The following is a 20,607-nucleotide window of genomic DNA, read 5'->3' as shown; positions in this document are numbered from 1 at the left end:
AATCTAACGTTCCCGTCCGGGACGGGCCCACGGGAGCGGGGGCTGTGGCAGGCAGGGGCCGTGCCGTACCGACACCCGGGCCACGGGGGCGGGGGCTGCGGCAGGCAGGGGGACGCGCAGGGGTCGTGCTGTACCGACACCCGGCCACGGGGGCGGGGGCTGTGGCGAGCAGGGGTCGCGTTGTAGCGACACCCGGACCCGGGCCACGGGGGCGGGGGCCGTGGCAGGCAGGGGGACGCGCAGGGGTCGTGTTCTGGACGTAAAGCGGCGCAGGTCGCGCGAAGCGCGCTGAGGAAAGCAGTCCAGAACACGAGCCCCGGAGCGGCACCCGGACCCGCGCCACGAGAACCCCCGCGCCACGGGAGCCCGTCACGGACACGACCTCGGGCCACGAGAACCCGTCACCGACACGACCCCGCGCCACGGGAACCCCCGCACCACGAGGGCCCGTCACCGACACGCCCCCGCACCACGAGACCCCGCTCTATCTCAGCGCGTCCGCGACCTCTCTCGCCGCGTCCATCACCCTCGGGCCCACCCTCTCCGGGACCGAGTCCGCGAGCATCACCACGCCCACGCTCCCCTCTATCCCCGTCACCCCCACCAGCGCCGCCGCCGCGCCGCTCGCTCCCGCCTCCAGCTCGCCGTGCGTCAGCGTGTAGCCGGGCTCGTTCGACTTGCTCTGGCGGGCGGCGAGGATGGCCTTGCCGGCCGCGCCCCGGTCCAGCGGGTGGCGGAAGCCGGCGCGGTACGCGACGTGGTAGTCCGTCCACGTCGGCTCGACGACGGCGACCGCGAGGGCCTCCGCTCCGTCGACGAGCGTGAGGTGGGCGGTGGCGCCTATGTCCTCGGCGAGCGAGCGCAACGCGGGCATCGCGGCCTCCCGCACGAGCGGGTGCACCTGACGCCCGAGGCGTAGTACGCCGAGCCCCACCCGGGCTCGGCCGCCCAGGTCCCGGCGGACGAGGGCGTGCTGCTCGAGGGTGGCGAGCAGTCGGTAGACGACCGTGCGGTTGACGCCGAGTTTGTTGGACAACTCGGTGACGGTCAGCCCGTGGTCGGTGTCGGCGAGCAGCTTGAGGACACGCAGTCCCCGGTCGAGCGTCTGGGAGGTCTCCGCGGTCACGACGCCCTCTCCTTCGGAGGAAGTGACGGCGGTCCTCGGACGGGCGAACGCGACACCGGTCCCATCGGCGACGCACCCAGAGGCCGCCGGCAGGCCATGGCACACCGGCTGCGCTCCGCGGCGGCGCTGCCACGGGGCGTTTGCATTGCGGGGACAGTAGCGACCGGCTCCGCTCAGCGGAAGCCCTCGTCCAGAATCCGGGCGCTGCGGCCCGGCACGGCGCCGGTTGATCCCCGTTCACGAGGTACGTCTACGGCGCACGCGACGACGCAAGCGTCTTCGACTCAGACCAATGCCACGGCAGCGCCGGAGAGCTAGCCAGACACAGGCGAACGCGACACCGCCGACAGCGCGGAGACCAGCGACACCGCTGTCACCCCCCGCCGCGCCCCCCTCACCGCATCCGCAGCACCGCCCTCACCGCATCCGCGTCGCCCACTCCTGCACCTTCTTGATCCGCTCCCGGATCTGCCCCGCCGTCGCCTCCGCGCTCGGCGGCCCCCCGCACACCCGCCGCAGCTCGGTGTGGACGACGCCGTGCGGCTTGCCGCTCTGGTGGACGTACGCGCCGACCATCGTGTTCAGCTGCTTCCGCAGCTCCAGCAGCTCCTTGTGCGAGACGACCGGCCGCCGCTCGGCGGGCAGCTCCAGCAGGTCCGCCTCCTCGTCCGGCCTCTTGCGGCTGTGCGCGATCTGCCGGGCCTGCCGCTTCTGGAGCAGCAGCTGCACCTGGTCGGGCTCGAGCAGTCCCGGGATCCCCAGGTAGTCCTGCTCCTCCTCGCTCCCCGGGTGCGCCTGCATGCCGAACTCGGCGCCGTCGTAGAGCACCCGGTCGAAGACCGCGTCGGACTCGAGGGCCTCGAAGGGGAGCGCGTCCTGCTCCCCGGTGTCCTCGTCCTGCTGCTTCTCGGCCTCCGCCATCTCCTTCTCGGACTCGGCGTACGGGTCTTCCTCCCCGTCCTTCTTCGGCTTGTCGAGCACATGGTCGCGCTCGACCTCCATCTCGTTGGCGAAGCCGAGGAGGTTGGGGATCGTCGGAAGGAAGACGGACGCGGTCTCGCCGCGCCGACGGGACCGTACGAAACGTCCCACGGCCTGCGCGAAGAAGAGCGGGGTCGAGATGGTCGTGGCGTACACGCCCACCGCGAGGCGCGGCACGTCGACGCCCTCGGACACCATGCGGACCGCGACCATCCAGCGGTCCTCGTTCTCGCTGAACTCCTCGATCCGCTTCGAGGCGGCGGCTTCGTCGGAGAGGACGAGGGTGGCCTTGGTCCCGGTGATCTCACGGATCAGCTTGGCGTACGCGCGGGCCGAGTCCTGGTCGGAGGCGATGACCAGACCGCCCGCGTCCGGGATGCCCTTGCGGACTTCCGTCAGCCGCTTGTCGGCGGCGCGCAGCACGTTGGGCATCCAGTCGCCGCGGGGGTCGAGCGCGGTGCGCCAGGCCTGGGAGATCGCGTCCTTGGTCATCGGCTCGCCGAGGCGGGCGGCGATCTCGTCGCCGGCCTTGGTGCGCCAGCGCATGTTGCCGCTGTAGCTCAGGAAGATGACCGGCCGGACGACGCCGTCGCCGAGGGCGTTGCCGTATCCGTACGTGTAGTCCGCGGACGACCGACGGATCCCGTCGTTCCCCTCCTCGTACTGCACGAAGGGGATGGGATTGGTGTCGGACCGGAAGGGCGTGCCGGTCAGCGCGAGCCGGCGGGTCGCCGGGTCGAACGCCTCCTGGCACGCCTCGCCCCAGGACTTCGAGTCGCCGGCGTGGTGGATCTCGTCGAGGATGACGAGGGTCTTGCGCTGCTCGCAGCGGTTGCGGTGCAGCATCGGCCGTACGCCGACTCCCGCGTACGTCACCGCGACCCCGTGGTACTCCTTGCTGAGCGGCCCGGCGCTGTACTCGGGATCGAGCTTGATCCCTATCCGCGCGGCCGCCGCGGCCCACTGCTTCTTCAGGTGCTCGGTCGGGGCGACCACGGTCACCTGCTGCACGACGTGGTGGTGCAGCAGCCAGGAGGCGAGGGTGAGGGCGAAGGTCGTCTTGCCGGCGCCGGGGGTGGCGACGGCGAGGAAGTCGCGCGGCTGCTCGCTGAGATACCGCTCCATGGCGCCTTGCTGCCAGGCACGCAGCTTGTTGGCGGTACCCCAGGGGGCACGCCCGGGGAAGGCGGGTGAGAGGTGGTGGGAGGCGGTAGTAGTACTCACGGTCTCCGGTTCAGGGGCTCTCGGGGATATACGACAACCGGGCCACCCTACCGGTGGGACCGCGGGTTCTCGGGGTGGACGAGACCGGGCGGGGGCGGGTGGGACCCACCTCACACCGCGGGCCGTACGAGGGGCTGACGACGCTGGGGTACGTCGGTCTCGCGCGCGTCGCCAGGCCCTGCACGGCCCCTGGCCCGTACCTCCCCCAACCCTGAGCCCGCCCCTCCCCAAGCCCCCTGGGGGCCCGTCCCTCCCCCCAGTCGCTCCCCCAGCCCCTCCCGCCCCTCCCCCAACTCCCCCGACCCGCTATCCGGCCTTCTCCTCGCCCCGCAGCCGCGTCCCCACCCACGCCCCCACCAGCGCCACCGCCGCCATCGGCAGGAAGACCGCCGCGAACGCCGCCGGATGCGACGCGTCCATGCCCGCCCCCGGCGAACCGTGTCCCACCGCTCCGCCGCCCAGCGCGGCGAACGCCGCTCCGCCCGCCGCGAGCAGCATGACGTTCGAGAGGCCGTCGGACATCTGAAGGGCCGCGGAGTTCGAGCCCACCTCCTCGGGAGCGGAGAGCTTCAGCAGCAGCACGCTCGTGGAGGCGATGACCATGCCCATGCCGAAGCACCCGACGCCCCAGGCAACCCCGACGATCCACACCGGCACGGCCGGCGAGATCAGCACGGTCGGGGCGGTGGCGATGGCCGCCGCGACCATGATCATGCCGAGCACCATCATCTGCTCCCGGTACGGCTCCAGCCGCGGCCGGGCCTGCACATACGACCCGAGCGCCCAAGTCGCCCCGCCCACCGCCAGCGAGAGGCCGGCCATCGTCGGCGACAGCCCCCGCTCGGCGACCAGCATGAGCGGCACGAACGACTCCGCCGAGATGAAGGCTCCCGCCGAGATGCCCCGCAGCAGGACGACGGAGGGCAGCCCGCGCGCGGCGCGGTAGGTGCCGCGCGGCAGCAGCCCGCGCACGGCCGGCGCCAGCAGCGCGGCGCCCGCGACCGCCGGGACCAGGGAGAGCCAGCGCAGGTCCTGGCCCGCGTACTGCAGCAGTCCCGCCCCCAGCGAGATCCCGAGCGCGAGGCGGATCCGCCGCCGGTCGAAGGGCTGCGGCGGCGCGGTCGGGTCGGCGGGCCCGGACGCCATGCGGCGTATCGCGGGCAGCGCGAGGGCGAGCGGGGCGACGACGAGGACGGGGATGCCGACGAACACCCAACGCCAGCCGAGGTGTTCGGTCACGGTCCCGGCGACGAGCGGCCCGACGACGGAAGGAATGACCCAGCTCGCGGCGAACGCCGCCATGATGGCGGGCCGCAGCCGCTCCGGGTAGGCGCGGCTGACGACCACGTACAACGCGACGATCTCCAGCCCGCCGCCCAGCCCCTGGAGTGCGCGCCCCACGATGAACAGCCACATCGTGCCGGCCGTCCCCGACAGCAGCAGCCCGGCCCCGAAGGCGGCGATCCCGACGGCGAGCGGCCGCAGCGGCCCGCTGCGGTCGGCCCACTGCCCGGAGAGGACCATCGCGAAGAGGCTGGTGGTGAAGTACGCGGAGAAGGCGAAGGCGTACAGGGACACGCCGTTCAACTCGCGTGCGGCGACGGGCATCGCGGTGCCGACGGCCGTGGACTCGAAGGCGGTCAGCAGCACGACGGAGACCATGCCCACGCTGAGCGCGCGATGCGCCGCGCCGAGCACCCCGCCCGCGGCGCCGCCCGGGCGGTCGGAGGATATGGACGGAGGCGGCGTGACCTCGGCGTCAGACGAGGTTTCGAGGGCGGTCATGAGCCCAACGGTAAGAGGCGTGGGCCGATTTGGCCCCTGTCATTGGGCGGGGCGTGCTTGGTCCCTTGGTCCTACGACCTATGAACGGCGTATGGCAGTCGCGTTGCGTCCGGCCCGACTCCCTTGAGCCACGCTCCCGGCGACCCTACGGTCGAAGCACTGGAGTACACGGCCGTGTGCCCGAGTGGTTGAGGGACTCGCCTGCAAAGCGGGTTACGCCGGTTCGAATCCGGTCACGGCCTCCGCTCAGCCCTGACCAGGCGAAGCGACAAGGGCGGCACCCCACCAGGGGCGCCGCCCTTCGTCGCGACCTCGAACCGACCGCGGGCCCCTATCTCGCCCCGACGGGAGCCACGGCCCCGCACCCATGCCGCTGCGCGGACTGCGCCGCGAACGCCTTCAGTGCCGGCAGTTCCAGCTCAGGCGCCGCGGCGGCGAACCGGTCGCCGTCGTAGAGCGTTTCGATCGCGTAGAGGGCAGGGCCGGACTTGCAGGCGGCCGTCGTCCAGTACACGCCCTGCGACCCGCCGGAGGCTCCGCGGAAGGTCTTCCCCCGGATGGTGTCACGACGAGCGCTCTTCACGTACGGCCCGTAGTAGGCGGCCAGCCTGAACAGCTTCCTCCCCTGCGCGTCGGCCAGCAGGCAGTCCTCGATCGGCGCCGCGCCGTCCGCCGCGGACTCATACCCGCCCGATCCCGTCCCCCGGCAGGTGCCGGTCGTCTTCGCCTCCGGCGTGAGGCTCTTGAACGAGTCGTCGGGGACCTGGCCGACGTCCTTCGCGTCCGGCGCCTCGCATCCCTCCTTCCCCGCCGCCTTCGCCAGGGCCCCGGTCGCGACGCGCGCCAGCCGCGCCCGCTGGGCTCGGTCGTCCAGAGACGGCGCGGACGGGCCCGGGTGGGCGACGACCCTCACGATCAGGTCGTCGCCCTCGCCGTCGCCGCACGGCAGATACCCTCCCGCGTACGCGAGAGGCCCGCGGATGCTGATCACGGCGGGCCAGCCTCCGCCCACCGGAGCCATGACCTCGCCGCCCTGATGGGAGTTCGCCCGCGCCAGCCGCCAGAGCAAGCGCGCGGAGTCCCCGCCCTGCCCGCCCCGCTGCACACGGATGCTCATGGACCCCTTGCCGTCGCCGGGCTCGAAGGCCGAGCAGTCCATGCCGTCCGCCCCCTTGCCCCGCAGCCGCTCCGCGCCCAGCAGGTCCTTCGCCAGCGTGTGGTCCACGATCCCGTCGCACGCGGAGGAGAAGGAGCGGGCGTCCTGCCAGTCGTCGTAGGCGCCGGTGCCGTAGGCGACTGAGCCGCCCACGACCAGGAGCCCTGCCAGCACCGCCGCGGAGACGATCGCCCCGCGCCGCCGGAGTCGCATGCCGCCCATGCCTCAGTCCCTGCCCAGCGCCGCGAGCGCCGACGTACGGGAGACGATGTAGGACTGGGACGACTCATCCCTCATGTTGGTGATGACGGGGTCGGTCCTGTAGTTCATCTGCCGTTCCGTGGCCCACTGGTTGATCAGATCGTGGGCTCCCTGGCTCTTCGCGCCGAGGTCCTTGGACGCCTTCTCCTTGGCGAACTGGTCCGCCTCGGCCTTCACGTCCTTCGACCATTCGTACGTCGCGGCGTCCAGCATCCGCTGTGCCGCGTCGCCGACTCCGGGAATGAGCGAGAGAGGCGCGCCGCCTCCGTGGTAGGTGTACTTGGCCACGTCGTCGATCCAGCCCTTTCTGGCGTCCCGGTCGTCGAGAATGACATCGGTGCCGATGGCGTTGAAGGCACCCATGCCGATGCCTGCACGGCGAGCGGGGTTGTCCCAGTTCTCCGTGCCGAGTCCCGGGCTCGCGTCGGCCGCGCCCAGACCCTGTGCCGCCTGCGCCCGTTCGGCTTCGTAGAGCATGGCGAAGTTCTCCGGCGAGTCCGAGACGCCGCGGAGCATCCTGGTGAGGGTGTCCTTCGCCACGTTGATGTGCCCGCCGTCCTTGTCGGAGCGCACGTCGCCGCCCTCGTTGTACGCGAAGTTCGGGTCCTCGGTGAGAATGCTGTGCGAGTCGGGCGCGTAGTCCGTCAAGGCCCGGGCCATCGAGTCCTGAAGGTTCTTGTGGATGCTGTCTCCATTCGCGCCCTGGTCGAGGATCGCCATGGAGTCCTGCATGACGCGGGCCTGCTCCGGGGTGTGCATTCCGTCGCTCTGTGTGTGCGTGTCGCCCGTCGCCGTCCCCGTCGAGGCGGCGGCGATGGCCTCGCCCAGTCCCGACCGGCTGTCCGAATCCTCGGCGTCGTTGCCCGTCGTCTCGACGTTTCCGCGCCAGTTCGTGGTGTTGGTCAGGTCCCAGTCCCGCTCGTCCAGCAGATAGTGCAGCCGGTCGTTCCCCCGGTTCTCGGCGTCCTTGCCGCCCGCGCCCGGGTCGAGGTAGCCGGTGGCCGTCTCGGGATCGCGGCCCATGATCTTCAGGGCGCCGTCGACGGGATCGTTGGCGAACCAGCCGTCGTTCTTGCCGCTGAACTCCCCGTGCAGATCCCAGACGTCCTTGTCCTTCTTCTCCGCCGCGATCATGTCGTCGGTGAGGTCGGCCATGACCTGCGGCGAATACCCCTCGCCGTGCTGCATGAGCGTCAACAGGCTCTGATATCCGCGTACTTCCTGGTCGTGGCCCTTGGCGATGGTGTTGACCTTGTCGCCGGCGACGTCCATCTCGTACTTGTCGAGGCCGACGTTCTGTATTCCCTCGCGCCACCTGTTGTAGAACTGCGCGTCCGGGCTCTTCGACCACTGCGCGTACGCCGCCTGGTACCCCTGTGACCCGAAAGCCAGCTTCTTGCCGTTCGCGTCCTTGAACTCCGGTACGCGGGTGCCCCCGGCCACGGTGTTGGCGAGCCCCCGCTCCAGCGCCAGATAGTCCTTCTTGTTCTGGACGTCGTCGCTGTACGCCAGGTCGTTGAGCCTGTTGCTCAGCTTCAGCGTGCCGTCAGGCCCGAGGGAGTTGAGGAACGTCTGGCTGTACCCCTTGTCGTCCGCGTTGTCCCTGTTGAGCCGCACCCACTCGGCTCGCTCCGCGGCGGTCAGCTTGTCCCCGTCGAGCATGCGGTCCGCGTAGTACTTCGCCTCCCGAGCCTCGTACACCTCGATGTCTCCGACGGCCCGGTCGTTGAAGTCGTGTGTGTCGAACGGGTACAGGGCCCGCTCGAAGAAGCTCTTGACGCCCGCGGCCTCGCGCAGCGCCAGCTGGACGCCTTGGTCGGCGTCGTCGACGGCCTGGACGGCGTTCTTGATCTGGCGCGTCCACTCGGCCTCCGCGGCCTTCCCGTCGTTGACGGCCTTCTCGTAGCCGGTGTCCTTCCTGCCGCTGTCCAGCACGCTGACGTTGAACGTCGCCTTCCCGTCGAGGTCCACCGTCATATGGTCCTGCTTCGCGGCGGCGACCAGCCTCTTCACATCGCCGACCAGCGTCACGAACTGGGCGTGAGCGTCCCTGAGCAACGAGGCGATCGCCCGCGCCTCCACCTGCGCACCTGCGAACTGCGACCGCGTCGCGGCGAACTGCGCCGCCGCGGCGGCAGCGCTCAGACCGGACCAGCCGTCCTCGAAGGCGGCGCTCTGCACGGTGGAGGCGTAGAGGTCTTCGAGCTGGTCGAAGCCCTTGGCCATGCCGTCCCATGCGGCGGACGCCGTGCCCAGCGCGTCCACCCTGACGGTCATGACGTCCTGGTATGTCAGCATGATCCCCCGCCGCCTACTGTTCGCCCGGGCGCTGCGGTATCAGCGTCGCCCACGTGGCGGTCAGCTCATGGTTGTAGTTGCCGAAGTCCCTGGCGGACCCCTGCAACGCGCTCTTGTCGTTCGCGAGCCGACCCTCCAGGGCCTTGACCTGCGCTTCCCACTCTTCGTGGGCGTCCTTGAGCCCGCTTCCGGTCGCCCACCCCGTGAACTCGCGCACCGTCCCGCTCGTCGCGTCGTCAGCGGCCCCGCCGGCCCTCTTCGTGCCCGGCAGAAGGGTCGTCTCCAAGGCCATGGCCGCGACGCCCATCCCGACGGAGCCCGTGTTCAGATCAGGCTTCACGGCCGTAGCGGCGGCGGGTCCGGCACTGTTGATCCGCGTCGCGGAGTCCGCTCTTAATGCGGCCCAGTCCTGATCGAACGACATACGCTCCACTCCCCGTTCCACGACCTTGATCCTTCTGGCCGCGGTCACGGTACGAACGGGATCCGTCAAGAACGCATATGCAAGACGGAACACTTGCAAATTCCTAACGGCCTCCGTCGGCCTCGGTCAGCGCTACGGGAGTGCGCCGCCCCTGGGGCTGCTGAGTAAGCTCCTGGTGCTACTGGGACACGAGGGAGTTCATTCATGGGGGAACGACACATAGCCCGGCCGCGGTGTGCCCGGGCGCAGCGCCGACGGTCTGGGATCTGACCGGTGCTCTCTCCTCTGACGCATGACGATCCGGTCCAGATCGGCGCGTACCGTCTGCTCGCCCGGCTGGGCAGCGGCGGCATGGGCACCGTCTACCTCGCCCGCTCCGGCGGCGGCCGCACGGTCGCCCTGAAGACGATGCACGCCCGCATCGCCACCGACCCTGCCTTCCGCACCCGCTTCCGCCTCGAGACCGACGCCGCCCGCATCATCGGCGGCCACCACGGCGCCACCGTCGTCGACGCCGACCCCCTCGCCGACACACCATGGCTGGCCACCGACTACGTCCTCGGCCCGCCCCTCGACGACGCCGTCGCCCTCAGCGGCCCCCTCCCCGAGACCACAATCCGCGCCCTCGGCGCAGCCCTCGCCGGAGCACTCGCACAGCTGCACTCCTCCGACGTCGTCCACCGCGACCTCAAGCCGTCGAACGTGATGGTCACCGCCTACGGCCCGAAGATCATCGACTTCGGCATCGCCCGCGCCGCCGGAGACGACCGCCTCACCAGCACCGGAGCAGCCGCCGGCACCCCCGCCTTCATGTCCCCCGAACAAGCCACCGGCCAAGAACACACCCCCGCAGGAGACGTCTTCGCCCTCGCCGGCGTACTCGTCTTCGCCGCCACCGGACACGGCCCCTTCGGCACCGGACAACCAGCCGACCTCCTCTACCGCGTCCGCTACGCCGACCCCGACCTCACCGACGTACCCGAGACCCTCCTCCCTCTCCTGACCCGCTGCCTCTCCAAAGACCCCACCCAACGCCCCACCACCACAGAACTCGCCGCCCACCTCCACGACGGCCAAGGCCAGTTCGCCGACCACCTCCCCGACGGGCTCCTCGGCGACATCTCCCGCCGGGCAGCAGACGTCTGGAAGCACCAGCCGTACCGCCTCCCGGCCCCGCCCGGCGAGGAGACGCACACCGCGGGCGGAGACACGGGCGCGGGCGGGGACGCGGGCGCGGGCGCACCGGAGCCCTCCGTCCTCTCCCGCCGGAAGCTCCTCGCCATCGGCGGCGGCTCCGTCCTGGGCGTGGGCGCCGCGGGAGCAGGCGCCTGGTGGTGGTTCGGCCTGCGGAACGCGGGTGGAGGCGGCTCGAAGGCCCCCGACATCTCCGCTCCCGTCTCGAAGAGCCCGGGCGAGGACTACCTCTGGCAGGTCAAGGTCACCAGCCCGCCCGAGGGCCTCGGACGCGCGGCGGAGTCCATACCGTTCCCGGTCGGCGATCTGCTCGCCCTGGTCGTGGGCAGCGGACTGGCCGCGGTCGACCCCAAGACCGGAAAGGCGCTGTGGACGACCGACGCAGGCGAGCGCAGCTGGCACGTCGCCACCGACGGCGAGCAGATCTACCGCGTCGGCCGGCCGGAGGACTCCGACGCGAACGAGAGCCCGCTCCACGTCGAGACCGTCGACCTCGCCACCGGCAAGCTGAAGCAGCGCTCAGCGGCGCTGAAGGACTTCAACGGGGCCATCCTGGAGAACCAGTTGGTCTGCGCCTCCGTCGGCGTCGTCTATCTGGCCGCCGGCCAGGGCGCGGACGACAAGGACGGCATCCAGAGCGGTCAGAAATGGTTCCTGGCGGCTGTGGACACGAGCACCGGCAAGGAGCTGTGGAGACAGCCCCTCCCGGCCCGCCCCGAGGGATCGTTGCGGCTGCACTATCTCGCCGGCCGGGTCGTCGGCGACAAGCTCGTTCTGCTCCAGGAGGACGACAAGGGCAAGGCCAGCGTCGTCGTACGCGACACGCAGTCGGGCAAGGCCCTGTGGGACAAGCCGACCGACGCCGAGCCCGACGCGACGCGCGGGCTGCTCACGACGGACGACAAGCACGTCTTCCTCGGGCTGGGCTCCCTGCGCGCTCTGCGGCTCAGCGACGGCAGCGAGGCCTGGCGTCGCCAGGCGAACGGCTCGGAGGTCTACGGACCGCCGACTCTCGCGAACGGTGTCGTGTACGCGGTGGACGAGCGGGTCAGCGTCATCGGCCTCGATGTGGCGAGCGGCGACATCGCGTGGCTGGACGGCCACGGGACCGGCGTGGCGGAGGACATCACCGATCGGCCGGTCGTCGGCACGCAGTACCTCTACACCAAGGGCGAGTTCACCCTGCGTGGGTTCTCCCTCGAAACCCGCAAGTCGACCTTCGAGTACAAGACGAGCGGCACTCGCTTCCTCGCCCATGAACGTGCTCAGGTCCTGATCGCCAGGGGCGGCGAGTTCCTCAGCGCCTTCCCGCTGGGGTGAGGCCCGCGCTTCGCCTCCGCACCGGACACAGTCCGCCCAGCAAGCCCAGTCCGCCTAGTTCGCCCACTCCGCGCAGCAAGCCCAGTCCATCCAGCCCGTCCAGCCCGTCCAGCCCGTCCACAGAAAGTCTGTCGCCCTCATGATTCCGCTCGGCACCGGTGACCCGCTCCGTCTCGGCCCGTACCGCCTGCACGGCGTCCTCGGCGAAGGCGGCATGGGCAAGGTCTACTTCGGCCAGGACAACACCGGACGCACCGCCGCGGTCAAGGTGCTCCGCCCCGAACTCGCCCACGACCAGCACCTCGCCCAGCGCTTCGTCCGCGAGGCACAGATGGCACAAGCCGTCACCAGCAAAGGCGTAGCCCAGGTCTACGGCGCCCAGACCGAAGGCGGACGGCCCTGGATCGCCGCCGAGTTCCTCGCCGGCCCCACCCTCGACCAGGCTGTCGACACGTACGGGCCGATGGACGACCCCACCGTACGAGCCCTGGCCAACGCTCTCGCCCAAACCCTCCACGACATCCACGCCGCAGGTCTCGTCCACCGCGACCTCAAGCCGTCGAACATCGTCCTCACCTCAGCCGGGCCCCGCATCATCGACTTCGGCATCGCCCGCCCCGAACACGGCCTCACCCTCACCACCACCGGCCAGATCCCCGTCACCCCCGGCTACGGCGCCCCCGAACAGATCCTCGGCCAACGCGTCGGACCACCCGCCGACGTCTTCTCCCTCGGCGCCGTCCTCGCCTACGCCGCCAGCGGCCACCGCGCCTACAACGCCGACCACATCGCAGGCGTCCAGTACGAAGTCGTCCACGGCCAACCCGACCTGACACACGTACCCCCCGCCCTCCAGACGCTCATCGCCCCCTGCCTCGCCAAAGACGCCGCCCACCGCCCCACGCCCACCCAGATCGGAGCGGCCTTCGCTCCCCCGAAAGGCGCGGAACGCGTCTGGCGGCGCGGCCCGCTGGCCGACGACATCAAGGCGCGCGAGACGGGCGTACGCGAGCTCACCACGCAGACCGGCGCGAGCGCGAACGCCAGCACGAACCCGGGCACGACCACCGCTTCGGGAGTCTCCGTCTCCCGCCGCCGCCTTCTGACCACCCTCGCCGCGGGCGGGACCGTGCTGGCGGCGGGCGGCGGCGCGGGCGCGTGGTGGCTGACGCGCGACGGCTCAGACGGCTCGAGCAAGGCGGACGACAAGGCGGCCGCGCCCGGTCCCTTCGACATCCCGAAGGCGGTGCCGACCCCGAAGGCGAAGGTCGGTGCGTTCGACGCGTCCGGGAAGCTCAAGCCGCTGTGGGGCCCGCTGGCCGTGAACTCCGCGGAGACCCCGCCGCCCAAGGTCGTACGCGACGTCATCGTGTTCGGCGCCCGCAACGGCGGAATCGCAGCTCACAGCGTCGTCGACGGAAAGCAGCGCTGGGCGGCGCCCGAGGTGGTGCTCTCAGGGGGCTACGTCTCCGTGACCGACCAGCTCATCGCCGCCGTGGGCCCGGGAGGCAAGCTGGTCACCTTCGTCGCCTCCACCGGCGAGCGCAAGTGGACGGCCCCCGCCGAGGCGGCCTCCGTCCTGGCAGCGGACGACGAAGCCGTGTACGTCGCCACGAAGGACGGCCGCCTGCGCAGCATCGGCCGCTCCGACGCCAAGATCCGCTGGACGGCCGACAGCCCCGTCGAGGCCCTCACCGAGGACCGGCCCCGAGCGTTGTCGGCGAAGGGCCTGCTGCTGATCACCGGCGCGAACGGGAAGGTCGCGGCGGTGAAAGCGAAGGACGGCAGCAAGGTGTGGGAGTTCGCCACGGGGGCGACGTCCGCTATTACGCCTGCCGTGGACGGCGACACGGTCTACCTCGGCGGCACGAACCTGACCGCGCGTCGCCTCTCCAACGGCAAGGAGATCTGGAAGACCAAGCCTCACCGCGACTACGAGGGCACCCTCGAAGGCTGGTCGACGCCGAGGGTGGACGAGGACTGGGTGTACGCCATGCGCGGAAGGCACCCGCAGCGCGTCCAGAAGTCCGATGGAAAGGTGCTCTGGAAACAGCCGGCGCTCGGCGACTTCAGGAGCTCCGTCATCAAGCAGGGCAGCCTCGCCTGGTTCCTCGACGACCTGCCGTCCGTCGTGGGCGTCGAGATCGGCGGAGGAAGGTCGGTGTCGATCTACAACCCCGACGAGATCAAGCCTCCACGGGGTTTCGCCGCCGACGGCAACCGCGTCTTCTTGACGACGGAGGCGTCGATTACGGCGCTGGCGGTGATCTGAGTCGGTACGGGGGGGGCGGCGGGTCCGGGGCCCTGGGGCAGGGGTCTGGGTCCGCTTGGGCCGGGGTCCGGCGGTCCGGGGTCCGGCGGTCCAGGGGTCCAGGGGTCCCGAGGCCCGGTGGTCCGGGTCCGCTTGGGCCGGGCGCTCTCCCGGCGACCGTCCGCCGACCGCCCTCGGCCGCTTGAGTAGGCTCTGATGCTGTTGTCTTGTCGAGGGGGGATTCGCACATGGAACGTTCAGGCCCGGACGCGCCACGGCATATCGGCCCGTACTACCTGATCACACGCCTCGACCCGACGGGCCCCGGCTTCCCGCCCGTACCCGAGCGCCGGTTCGTCGCGCGCAGCACGGACGGCGAGCGTACGGTTCTGATCTCCGCGCCGCTCGACGGCGTCGACGCCGGCCGCTTCCTGGTGGAGGCGGACGCGGCGCGCCGGCTGCTGAGCCCCTACGCGCTCCCCGTCACCGAGGTCTCGCCGCCGTCCGGGGCGCCGTGGTACGTCTCCCCGTACCTCCCCGCGCTCCCGCTCCCCGTGGCGCTGGCCGTCCACGGCGGACCGCTGCCCGAGCGCACGGTGCGCGGCCTGGGCGCGGCTCTGGCCGAGACTCTCGCGGGCGCGCACGCCACGGGCATCACGCACGCGGGCGTCGCCCCCGCGTCCGTGCTCCTGGCGGGAGACGGCCCGCGCCTGACGTCCTTCGGCGCGGTACGCGCGGCGGCCCCGGACGGCGAACAGCGCACCGGCCTCCCCGGCTTGGAGCCCGGGAGCCTGGCCCCCGAGCAGGCGTCGGGCGGCCGACCCCGCCCGCCGGGCGACGTGTACGGCCTGGGCGCGGTCCTCGCATACGCCTCCACGGGCCACACGGTCCCGGAGCGCTCCGAACTCCCCGCTTCCCTGCGCTCCTTGATCTCCTCCTGCCTGAGCCGCGACCCGGCGAACCGCCCCACAGCGGCCGAGGTCCTGCACGCGATTCCCTCGCCGTCGCAAGCCCCGACGGCGACGGTGCTGGACTCGTCCGGATCGCTGCTGACCCCTGGCTGGCTGCCGGGCAGGGTCGTGGCGGCGGTGGCCCGCCAGTCGGCGGAAGTCCTGGCCGCGGAACTCCGCGTCCCCCTGTCTCCCGGAACCTGAGCGGTGCTCGCTCCTCTGGCGCATGACGATCCGGTCCAGATCGGCGCGTACCGCCTGCTCGCCCGGCTGGGCAGCGGCGGCATGGGCACCGTCTACCTCGCCCGCTCAGCCGGCGGCCGCACCGTCGCCCTGAAGACGATGCACGCCCGCATCGCCACCGACCCTGCCTTCCGCACCCGCTCCTGCTGACCGGGAAGACTCTGACACCACTGCCGGTGGTCTGAGCAGCCACCCTGCGGGCCGTCTCACCGGGTCGAGGTTTCCACGACCCGGTGAACCGCTGCCTGGGACGACGCGACATCAAAGGATTCAAGAACCCGGGGAGAGAACCCTTCCCACCCACCCCCAGCCCCCGTCGCCGCGACCATCACTCACACGGGTGATCCATCCCAACTCGGCTGGCGCATATGCCGCTTCGCGGTGCAGGCTCGGGCTCGACAACCGAGAAAAATGGACGGCCCCCGGCGGGACTGGCATCCCGAGCGAGGGCCTGACCAATCAGGAAGAAGCAACCTTCCCCATGGCTGATCAGCAGCTTAACGCGCCCTCGCGTGCGCCGTCCGCAGTTCCCTCCTCCGGCGTCCGGCACATCAACCGCCGCCACCCGGACCGCTTCACCGTGGTCGGAAACCACCTCACCCAGCACCGCGAGCTCTCCCTGACGGCCATCGGCCTCGCCGCGCACATCCAGTCGCTGCCCGAGGGCGCGAGGGTCTCCATCAAGGCACTGGCCGAACGCTTCCCCGAGGGCGAAGTCCGCATCGCCGCCGCGCTAAGGGAGCTGGAGACCCACGGCTACCTGACCCGCACCCGCGAACGACTGCCATCCGGCCGCGTCGTCACCCGCACGGTCTCGTACAACAACCCCCATGCAACGAACCCGAGTTCACCTCCACCACCACCACGGAAGCGCCCTCACCCCACGCAACCCGCACCCGTACTCCCCCTGCCGGCCCCGGCGACCCCAGCCGCCTTCGACCTCCTGGCGTCCCTCCGCCGCGACGACCCCCGCTTGATCCTCGCCACCCGGGACACCCATCGCCTCGCCTCAGCGGTCGACGCCTGGCTGTCGCTCGACATCCCGCCGGAGGCAGTACGCCGTACCCTGACGGCCGCACTCCCGACGGGCCCGATCCACCACCCGGCGGCACTGCTCTCCCACCGCCTCAGAACGCTGCTGCCCCCACCACTCCCCGCCACCCCGGAACCGCCCCGCCCTGACCCAATGCAGAACTGCGACCGCTGCGACCACGCCTACCGCGCCCCGGAGCCGGGCCTGTGCAGAGGATGCACCCGACTCGCCAGCCCACCAGACGCCGTGGATACGGACGCGGCCTCCTAGCCGAGCCAGCCGGGCCTTTGCGGGCTGGGTACTGCGGCCGTGCCGCTAGGCGCGGGGCGCCTCAGCTGCCGGACCAGAATTCCGAGCGCTCGCTGGGAGGCGGTATTTCCTGGCCGGTGTACTCAGGGCCGCTCGGCTTACTCGTCGAGGGCGACACCTTCGATTCCTTGACGCATGGCGTGGTGATCTCAAAATGAGCCTGATTCCGCCCGCCAATGATCACATGGAGGGAGAACCCGTCCGATGTCTCATAGAAAGCAGACAGGCTATCTCGACTTGCGGCCACAAACTCGAAGCCCTGCCCCTTCCAGTGCCGATCAACCAACCCCAGGAAATCTCCGTTCCGCTCAGGGGTGATGACCGTCAGCACCGAACGACGGCGAGTCACTGTACATTTATCGGATGTGGTCTCAAAATGCATCCACTGCACCGAAGGCTTGATCGCCCCAAAGGTCCGATCAAGGATATCGTCGGCTCGCTGCGCGGCTTCCTGCATGTTTAGCTCCGGAGACTTCTCCCCACTGTCTTTCTTGCTCCCCGCGAAGCCACACCCAGCCACCATCACGACAACCAGGGCACTCAACACTGACGGTCGGTATCTCATCGTCGAGCCTCCGGCATTACCTTCCCTGACCGATCGGCAACATTGGCGGCTACCAGTGTTACTGCGTCACCCACGGCATTCCGCCGTCACGACGAGAGCGGCGGAGCCCGGTCGGGAATCTTCACGGGATCAGAGCACTGAGCGGACTTCTGGGCATGATTAGCCATAGAGGTGGCGATGTCCGCCAGATCGACACGCCGCTCGGAGGCCGAAGACCCACCGCTGAGGGATGTCACCAGGATACTCAAATTGAAGTTCTTCTTCACCTTTGGGTCCGCTGATGTGCATTTGAGATAGATAGCGGCTGAACTTTCCGCAGAGATTCCTTCCTCACCCACGTCGAACCGTCGGCGATCCTCCTCATCACCGATATCCTTGTTCTGCGCCAGCGTGTCCAGCCATTGCTCTACATCCCCGCTGTCTTCGAGGTTCGCGGCAACGATGAGCGAGACACGACCATCGACGGCCACCGTACATCTGGCAACATATTTCCCTGAGGAGCTTTTCTCGGAGAAATTCGAAGTCACACTCTCACCAGAGCGAACAACCCTCCCCATGGCCTCCCTGACATGCGAATTTGAGACCACATCAGAACACGGGCGAGCCGACCGACTCGAATCGGCGTCGCCGATCGTCTCTGCGATCATGTAACCGCTGAAGCCGCCGACAACAAGGGCCAAACCAGTTGCGACCGCTACCTGGGGAGTAAGGAATCTCCTCACATTACGCATGCGTGTACGCCACCTAGTCCTCCGGCATTCTCGACGCTGCGCCAGAGAAGTACTTGTCGATGCCCGACTGAGCGTCGCCAAACCCTGTCTCGACTGACGCAGCGGCCGACGTCTTGTAGAGCCCAGCATCGGGACTACCACGCAGCACCGTTGTGTCGATGGCTTGCCTAGTAGTGTAGCCAGTATCCTCCTTCAGACTTTCCCAGCTCGCACCATTGCGAAAGACTTGCTCACCGAGCTCCTCTTTCTTCTCGCCAGCCTCGACAATTCCGTTGATGATTTCTCCGGTCGCAGTACCGAGGAGACCTCCGGCTACGATTCCACCCGGGCCAAGGAAAGGGCTGGCGCCAATACCCACGCCAATTCCGACCAGACTGCCAGCCCACGTACCGGACTGCCCCAGAGCCTTGTTGAACTCTCCGTCGCCATCAACGATTTTCTCCTCCAGCGCATAGTCCCTGCCCGCGCCGATGATTCCCTCAATCTCACCAGCGTCTCGGGAGATACTCTCGACCATGCTCTTCATCGCATCGCTTCGGTCCTGCGAGAGCGTGTTGACGTACAAATCCGGATGCTGAGCGTGAAAGTCGATGATGCTGGCTGTGTAATGATGCTGTCCGAGGTTTACAGCGGCATACCCGCCGGGATCCTGGCCAACCGTATGCAGGAACCGGGTGACATCTCGCTCCGAAAGACTTGCACCTGTACCGTTATTGGGAAACAAAGTTTCACCATTAGCCCTATCGGGGTCCAAAGCTCGGTGAATATCAGGCATATACTCTGCCGAGATACGCCCAAGACTGTCGCCCATGCCAGCCCGAACCAACTCGGGCTTCTCAGACATGCCCGAGACGATTTTCTGCATGAGCTCGGCCTGCTCTCGAGAATGCACCGAAGTTCCTACAGAGGGGCCGGCCTCATACGCGTGGCCAGTCGTAGCCGATTCAAGGGCATGCCCAAGGGAATCAAAGCCTGGAAGAGCTTTCTTTTGATCAGGATCCGGAACGTGACTCGCGCTGTCGAGAGGCCAGATGCGAGGCTCAGGGCCGTCCTCACCCTCGATGCCTACCAGGTAGTTAAAGCGCTCGTCAGACTGGAAGAACTCTGTCGAAGCCTTCGGATTGTGCCCAAGCGCTTCAAGGAATCCGGTCATCGGATCCTTGCCGTCGTCGTTCTTTCCGCCGTCAAAGTTCAGTTTGTCGTGAAGCAGGCCGCCGTTGGACCACAGTTCCGGAGCATTGGTATTCTTTTCGAAATCTATCAGGGCGGCACCATATTGATTGAGGAACTTCGAATCAAATTCCCCTTCCCTCATCAAGCTGCTCATCACCTGGAAACCGTACGGACCGCTAGTTTCCGCCGTAGGATTAGTATTAATCTGCCGGCTCCCTTGCTTGATGACCTCCTCTTTCCATTTCTGCATTTCAGAGCTGGTCGAATGCGTAGCCTCAGCAAGGGTCAGGCCAAAGTTTTTCTGCAAATCCTTAAGAGTGGCTTCCTTCCTCTTGTCGAGATTCCCTTGGTTTGTGTTTATTACGCCCGCCCAGAAAGCCAAACTTCCCTTGGCGCTGGCTTCGGTGGCCATAGTAGTCGCGAAGAGCTTGTCTCCCACATTGGCCTTGCATAGATCGTTGAGGCGCGCGAGTTCCGTTGCGGTAGCATCCGCCCCTTTCTTGACAATGTCTGCCGCATCCTTCCCGTCGGCCATGTCCTGCGCCTTCGAAGCTGCGGCCAGGTCGTCATACTTCACGCCAGTGAAATTGTTTCCATCCTTACCTGCAATTGTAAGCAGAGCCCTCGCCGCAACTTCATCAGCATCCGTAGCCTTCTTGACTGCATCATCAATCCTGTCTTGATACCTCTTGATGACTGCTGCGTCAGGAATCTTGTCCTTGTACTCCTCGCTAACACTGTCGGGGTGGACGTGTCCGACAGCGCCTTTGGGAGAGATAGTCACACCCCACGGAGCCTCTTCAATTACCGCTTCGAGCTCCTTCTTAGCGGCACTGAATATGCTGTGCGCGTCGCGCAGAATATTCCGGAAACCAGTCGCCTCCGCGAGCGCATCGCCAAATTCTTTCGCGGTCTTCCTCACGAAAGGAAGGGTGACGCCCGCGTTCTCGCCACGCCAATCTGCTTCCTCTGCTTTAGCGCGAAGACCTTCGATTGCGCTCTTTTCAAGCTTCTGCAGTTTGGCGATAACGTCAGTCCAGTCCGCGACCGCTTCTTTGAGACCGCCGAGGTTGACATTGAGAACTTGATCAAATGTCGGCATTACGGCCCCTCAGCTGAAGTGCTCAGAAATCTTGGACATGGAGAAGTTGGTGACAAGCACTTCTTCGTGATCAGCGTGACTCAGGGAGGTATCTTCGAGGTGATTGTGAATGTGCGCGCATGCACTCAAGAGCGTTTCGGACTGGGTGCGCCATTTATCCCAGGCTGCCCACAACGCTGATCCCGTCTCGAAACCGTCCGTTGTGAGGCTCGTTGAGGCGGTGTCGGTCTCAGCCCCAGCGTGAAAGGCGGTGCCTTCGAACCCGTGGTAGAGATCCTGGGCCTCATTGCCAACGGACTTGAGCTCTTGGGACGTCACCTTGTAGTCCGCGGTCCCACCACTGCCGCCGCCCCCTCCCTCGGCCGGCACCTGGTTGAGTCGCGTGCTGGTCACATTGGATCGTGCACTGGCCCATTCTGCGTCGAACGACATTGCTCCCCCATGCTGAGCGTCGGTAACTACCGGACTGAAAGCTGGTGGT

Annotated in this window: 15 protein-coding genes and 1 tRNA gene; 6 read left to right on the top strand and 10 right to left on the bottom strand. The window is 68.5% G+C overall.

The window, feature by feature from the left end; genetic code table 11:
• Positions 1 to 484: 484 nt before the first annotated feature.
• The 3 genes from AB0M39_RS17060 to AB0M39_RS17050 all read right to left on the bottom strand — a co-directional run bounded on the left by AB0M39_RS17060 (position 485) and on the right by AB0M39_RS17050 (position 5,116).
• The gene (locus tag AB0M39_RS17060; protein WP_365364941.1) at positions 485 to 1,126 is read right to left on the bottom strand and encodes a helix-turn-helix domain-containing protein; all 642 of its coding nucleotides are present in this window, start codon (positions 1,124 to 1,126) and stop codon (positions 485 to 487) included.
• Between the two features lie 417 nt (positions 1,127 to 1,543).
• Positions 1,544 to 3,331 carry a DEAD/DEAH box helicase gene (locus tag AB0M39_RS17055; protein ID WP_365364939.1) on the bottom strand — a complete coding sequence of 596 codons (1,788 nt, stop codon included), beginning with the start codon at positions 3,329 to 3,331 and terminating at the stop codon, positions 1,544 to 1,546.
• A gap of 306 nt (positions 3,332 to 3,637) precedes the next feature.
• Positions 3,638 to 5,116: an MFS transporter gene (locus AB0M39_RS17050; RefSeq protein WP_365364937.1), complete on the bottom strand. Its 1,479-nt coding sequence runs from the start codon at positions 5,114 to 5,116 to the stop codon at positions 3,638 to 3,640.
• A 170-nt stretch (positions 5,117 to 5,286) separates the two neighbouring features.
• Here AB0M39_RS17050 and AB0M39_RS17045 point away from each other — a divergent pair.
• A tRNA-Cys gene (locus AB0M39_RS17045) sits at positions 5,287 to 5,358 on the top strand.
• Positions 5,359 to 5,447: 89 nt separating this feature from the next.
• On the opposite strand, the gene AB0M39_RS17040 is transcribed toward AB0M39_RS17045, so the two are convergent.
• Genes AB0M39_RS17040 through AB0M39_RS17030 form a run of 3 tightly spaced genes read right to left on the bottom strand, consistent with a single transcriptional unit; the run spans position 5,448 to position 9,255 of the window.
• On the bottom strand, positions 5,448 to 6,494 hold the full coding sequence (locus AB0M39_RS17040) for a hypothetical protein (RefSeq protein WP_365364935.1): 1,047 nt from the start codon (positions 6,492 to 6,494) through the stop codon (positions 5,448 to 5,450).
• A gap of 3 nt (positions 6,495 to 6,497) precedes the next feature.
• A complete protein-coding gene (locus AB0M39_RS17035; protein WP_365364933.1) occupies positions 6,498 to 8,810 on the bottom strand; it encodes a hypothetical protein in 2,313 nt (770 codons plus the stop codon).
• 34 nt (positions 8,811 to 8,844) lie between these two features.
• A complete protein-coding gene (locus AB0M39_RS17030; protein ID WP_365364931.1) occupies positions 8,845 to 9,255 on the bottom strand; it encodes a hypothetical protein in 411 nt (136 codons plus the stop codon).
• Between the two features lie 273 nt (positions 9,256 to 9,528).
• On the opposite strand from AB0M39_RS17030, the gene AB0M39_RS17025 reads away from it, so the two are divergent.
• From AB0M39_RS17025 to AB0M39_RS17005, 5 genes are all read left to right on the top strand, one after another.
• The gene (locus AB0M39_RS17025; protein ID WP_365364929.1) at positions 9,529 to 11,769 is read left to right on the top strand and encodes a protein kinase; all 2,241 of its coding nucleotides are present in this window, start codon (positions 9,529 to 9,531) and stop codon (positions 11,767 to 11,769) included.
• Between the two features lie 139 nt (positions 11,770 to 11,908).
• Positions 11,909 to 14,041, top strand: coding sequence for a serine/threonine-protein kinase (locus tag AB0M39_RS17020; protein ID WP_365364927.1), 2,133 nt, complete (start codon positions 11,909 to 11,911; stop codon positions 14,039 to 14,041).
• Between the two features lie 227 nt (positions 14,042 to 14,268).
• Positions 14,269 to 15,174, top strand: a complete 906-nt coding sequence (locus AB0M39_RS17015) for a serine/threonine protein kinase (protein ID WP_365364925.1) — start codon at positions 14,269 to 14,271, stop codon at positions 15,172 to 15,174.
• A gap of 3 nt (positions 15,175 to 15,177) precedes the next feature.
• The gene (locus AB0M39_RS17010) at positions 15,178 to 15,363 is read left to right on the top strand and encodes a hypothetical protein (protein ID WP_365364923.1); all 186 of its coding nucleotides are present in this window, start codon (positions 15,178 to 15,180) and stop codon (positions 15,361 to 15,363) included.
• A gap of 331 nt (positions 15,364 to 15,694) precedes the next feature.
• Positions 15,695 to 16,516, top strand: coding sequence for a helix-turn-helix domain-containing protein (locus AB0M39_RS17005; protein WP_365364921.1), 822 nt, complete (start codon positions 15,695 to 15,697; stop codon positions 16,514 to 16,516).
• A gap of 61 nt (positions 16,517 to 16,577) precedes the next feature.
• On the opposite strand, the gene AB0M39_RS17000 is transcribed toward AB0M39_RS17005, so the two are convergent.
• From AB0M39_RS17000 to AB0M39_RS16985, 4 genes are all read right to left on the bottom strand, one after another.
• Positions 16,578 to 17,012: a hypothetical protein gene (locus AB0M39_RS17000; RefSeq protein WP_365364919.1), complete on the bottom strand. Its 435-nt coding sequence runs from the start codon at positions 17,010 to 17,012 to the stop codon at positions 16,578 to 16,580.
• Between the two features lie 194 nt (positions 17,013 to 17,206).
• Positions 17,207 to 17,851: a hypothetical protein gene (locus AB0M39_RS16995; RefSeq protein ID WP_365364917.1), complete on the bottom strand. Its 645-nt coding sequence runs from the start codon at positions 17,849 to 17,851 to the stop codon at positions 17,207 to 17,209.
• 13 nt (positions 17,852 to 17,864) lie between these two features.
• On the bottom strand, positions 17,865 to 20,126 hold the full coding sequence (locus AB0M39_RS16990; RefSeq protein WP_365364915.1) for a DUF6571 family protein: 2,262 nt from the start codon (positions 20,124 to 20,126) through the stop codon (positions 17,865 to 17,867).
• 9 nt (positions 20,127 to 20,135) lie between these two features.
• The gene (locus AB0M39_RS16985) at positions 20,136 to 20,558 is read right to left on the bottom strand and encodes a hypothetical protein (protein ID WP_365364913.1); all 423 of its coding nucleotides are present in this window, start codon (positions 20,556 to 20,558) and stop codon (positions 20,136 to 20,138) included.
• Positions 20,559 to 20,607: the final 49 nt, after the last annotated feature.

The organism is Streptomyces sp. NPDC051907, from assembly GCF_040681075.1.
Lineage (GTDB): Bacteria > Actinomycetota > Actinomycetes > Streptomycetales > Streptomycetaceae > Streptomyces.
Note: the sequence above shows the minus strand (reverse complement) of the source record. Positions and strands in the feature narration are given on the sequence as shown.

Excerpts from the sequence above, each read along its gene's own strand:
- AB0M39_RS16990 (WP_365364915.1), bottom strand. The coding sequence starts at position 20,126 with ATGCCGACATTTGATCAAGTTCTCAATGTCAACCTCGGCGGTCTCAAA.
- AB0M39_RS17030 (WP_365364931.1), bottom strand. The coding sequence starts at position 9,255 with ATGTCGTTCGATCAGGACTGGGCCGCATTAAGAGCGGACTCCGCGACG.
- AB0M39_RS16985 (WP_365364913.1), bottom strand. The coding sequence starts at position 20,558 with ATGTCGTTCGACGCAGAATGGGCCAGTGCACGATCCAATGTGACCAGC.
- AB0M39_RS17020 (WP_365364927.1), top strand. The coding sequence starts at position 11,909 with ATGATTCCGCTCGGCACCGGTGACCCGCTCCGTCTCGGCCCGTACCGC.
- AB0M39_RS17015 (WP_365364925.1), top strand. The coding sequence starts at position 14,269 with ATGGAACGTTCAGGCCCGGACGCGCCACGGCATATCGGCCCGTACTAC.
- AB0M39_RS17000 (WP_365364919.1), bottom strand. The coding sequence starts at position 17,012 with ATGCAGGAAGCCGCGCAGCGAGCCGACGATATCCTTGATCGGACCTTT.
- AB0M39_RS17040 (WP_365364935.1), bottom strand. The coding sequence starts at position 6,494 with ATGGGCGGCATGCGACTCCGGCGGCGCGGGGCGATCGTCTCCGCGGCG.
- AB0M39_RS17035 (WP_365364933.1), bottom strand. The coding sequence starts at position 8,810 with ATGACCGTCAGGGTGGACGCGCTGGGCACGGCGTCCGCCGCATGGGAC.
- AB0M39_RS17005 (WP_365364921.1), top strand. The coding sequence starts at position 15,695 with ATGGCTGATCAGCAGCTTAACGCGCCCTCGCGTGCGCCGTCCGCAGTT.
- AB0M39_RS17050 (WP_365364937.1), bottom strand. The coding sequence starts at position 5,116 with ATGACCGCCCTCGAAACCTCGTCTGACGCCGAGGTCACGCCGCCTCCG.
- AB0M39_RS16995 (WP_365364917.1), bottom strand. The coding sequence starts at position 17,851 with ATGCGTAATGTGAGGAGATTCCTTACTCCCCAGGTAGCGGTCGCAACT.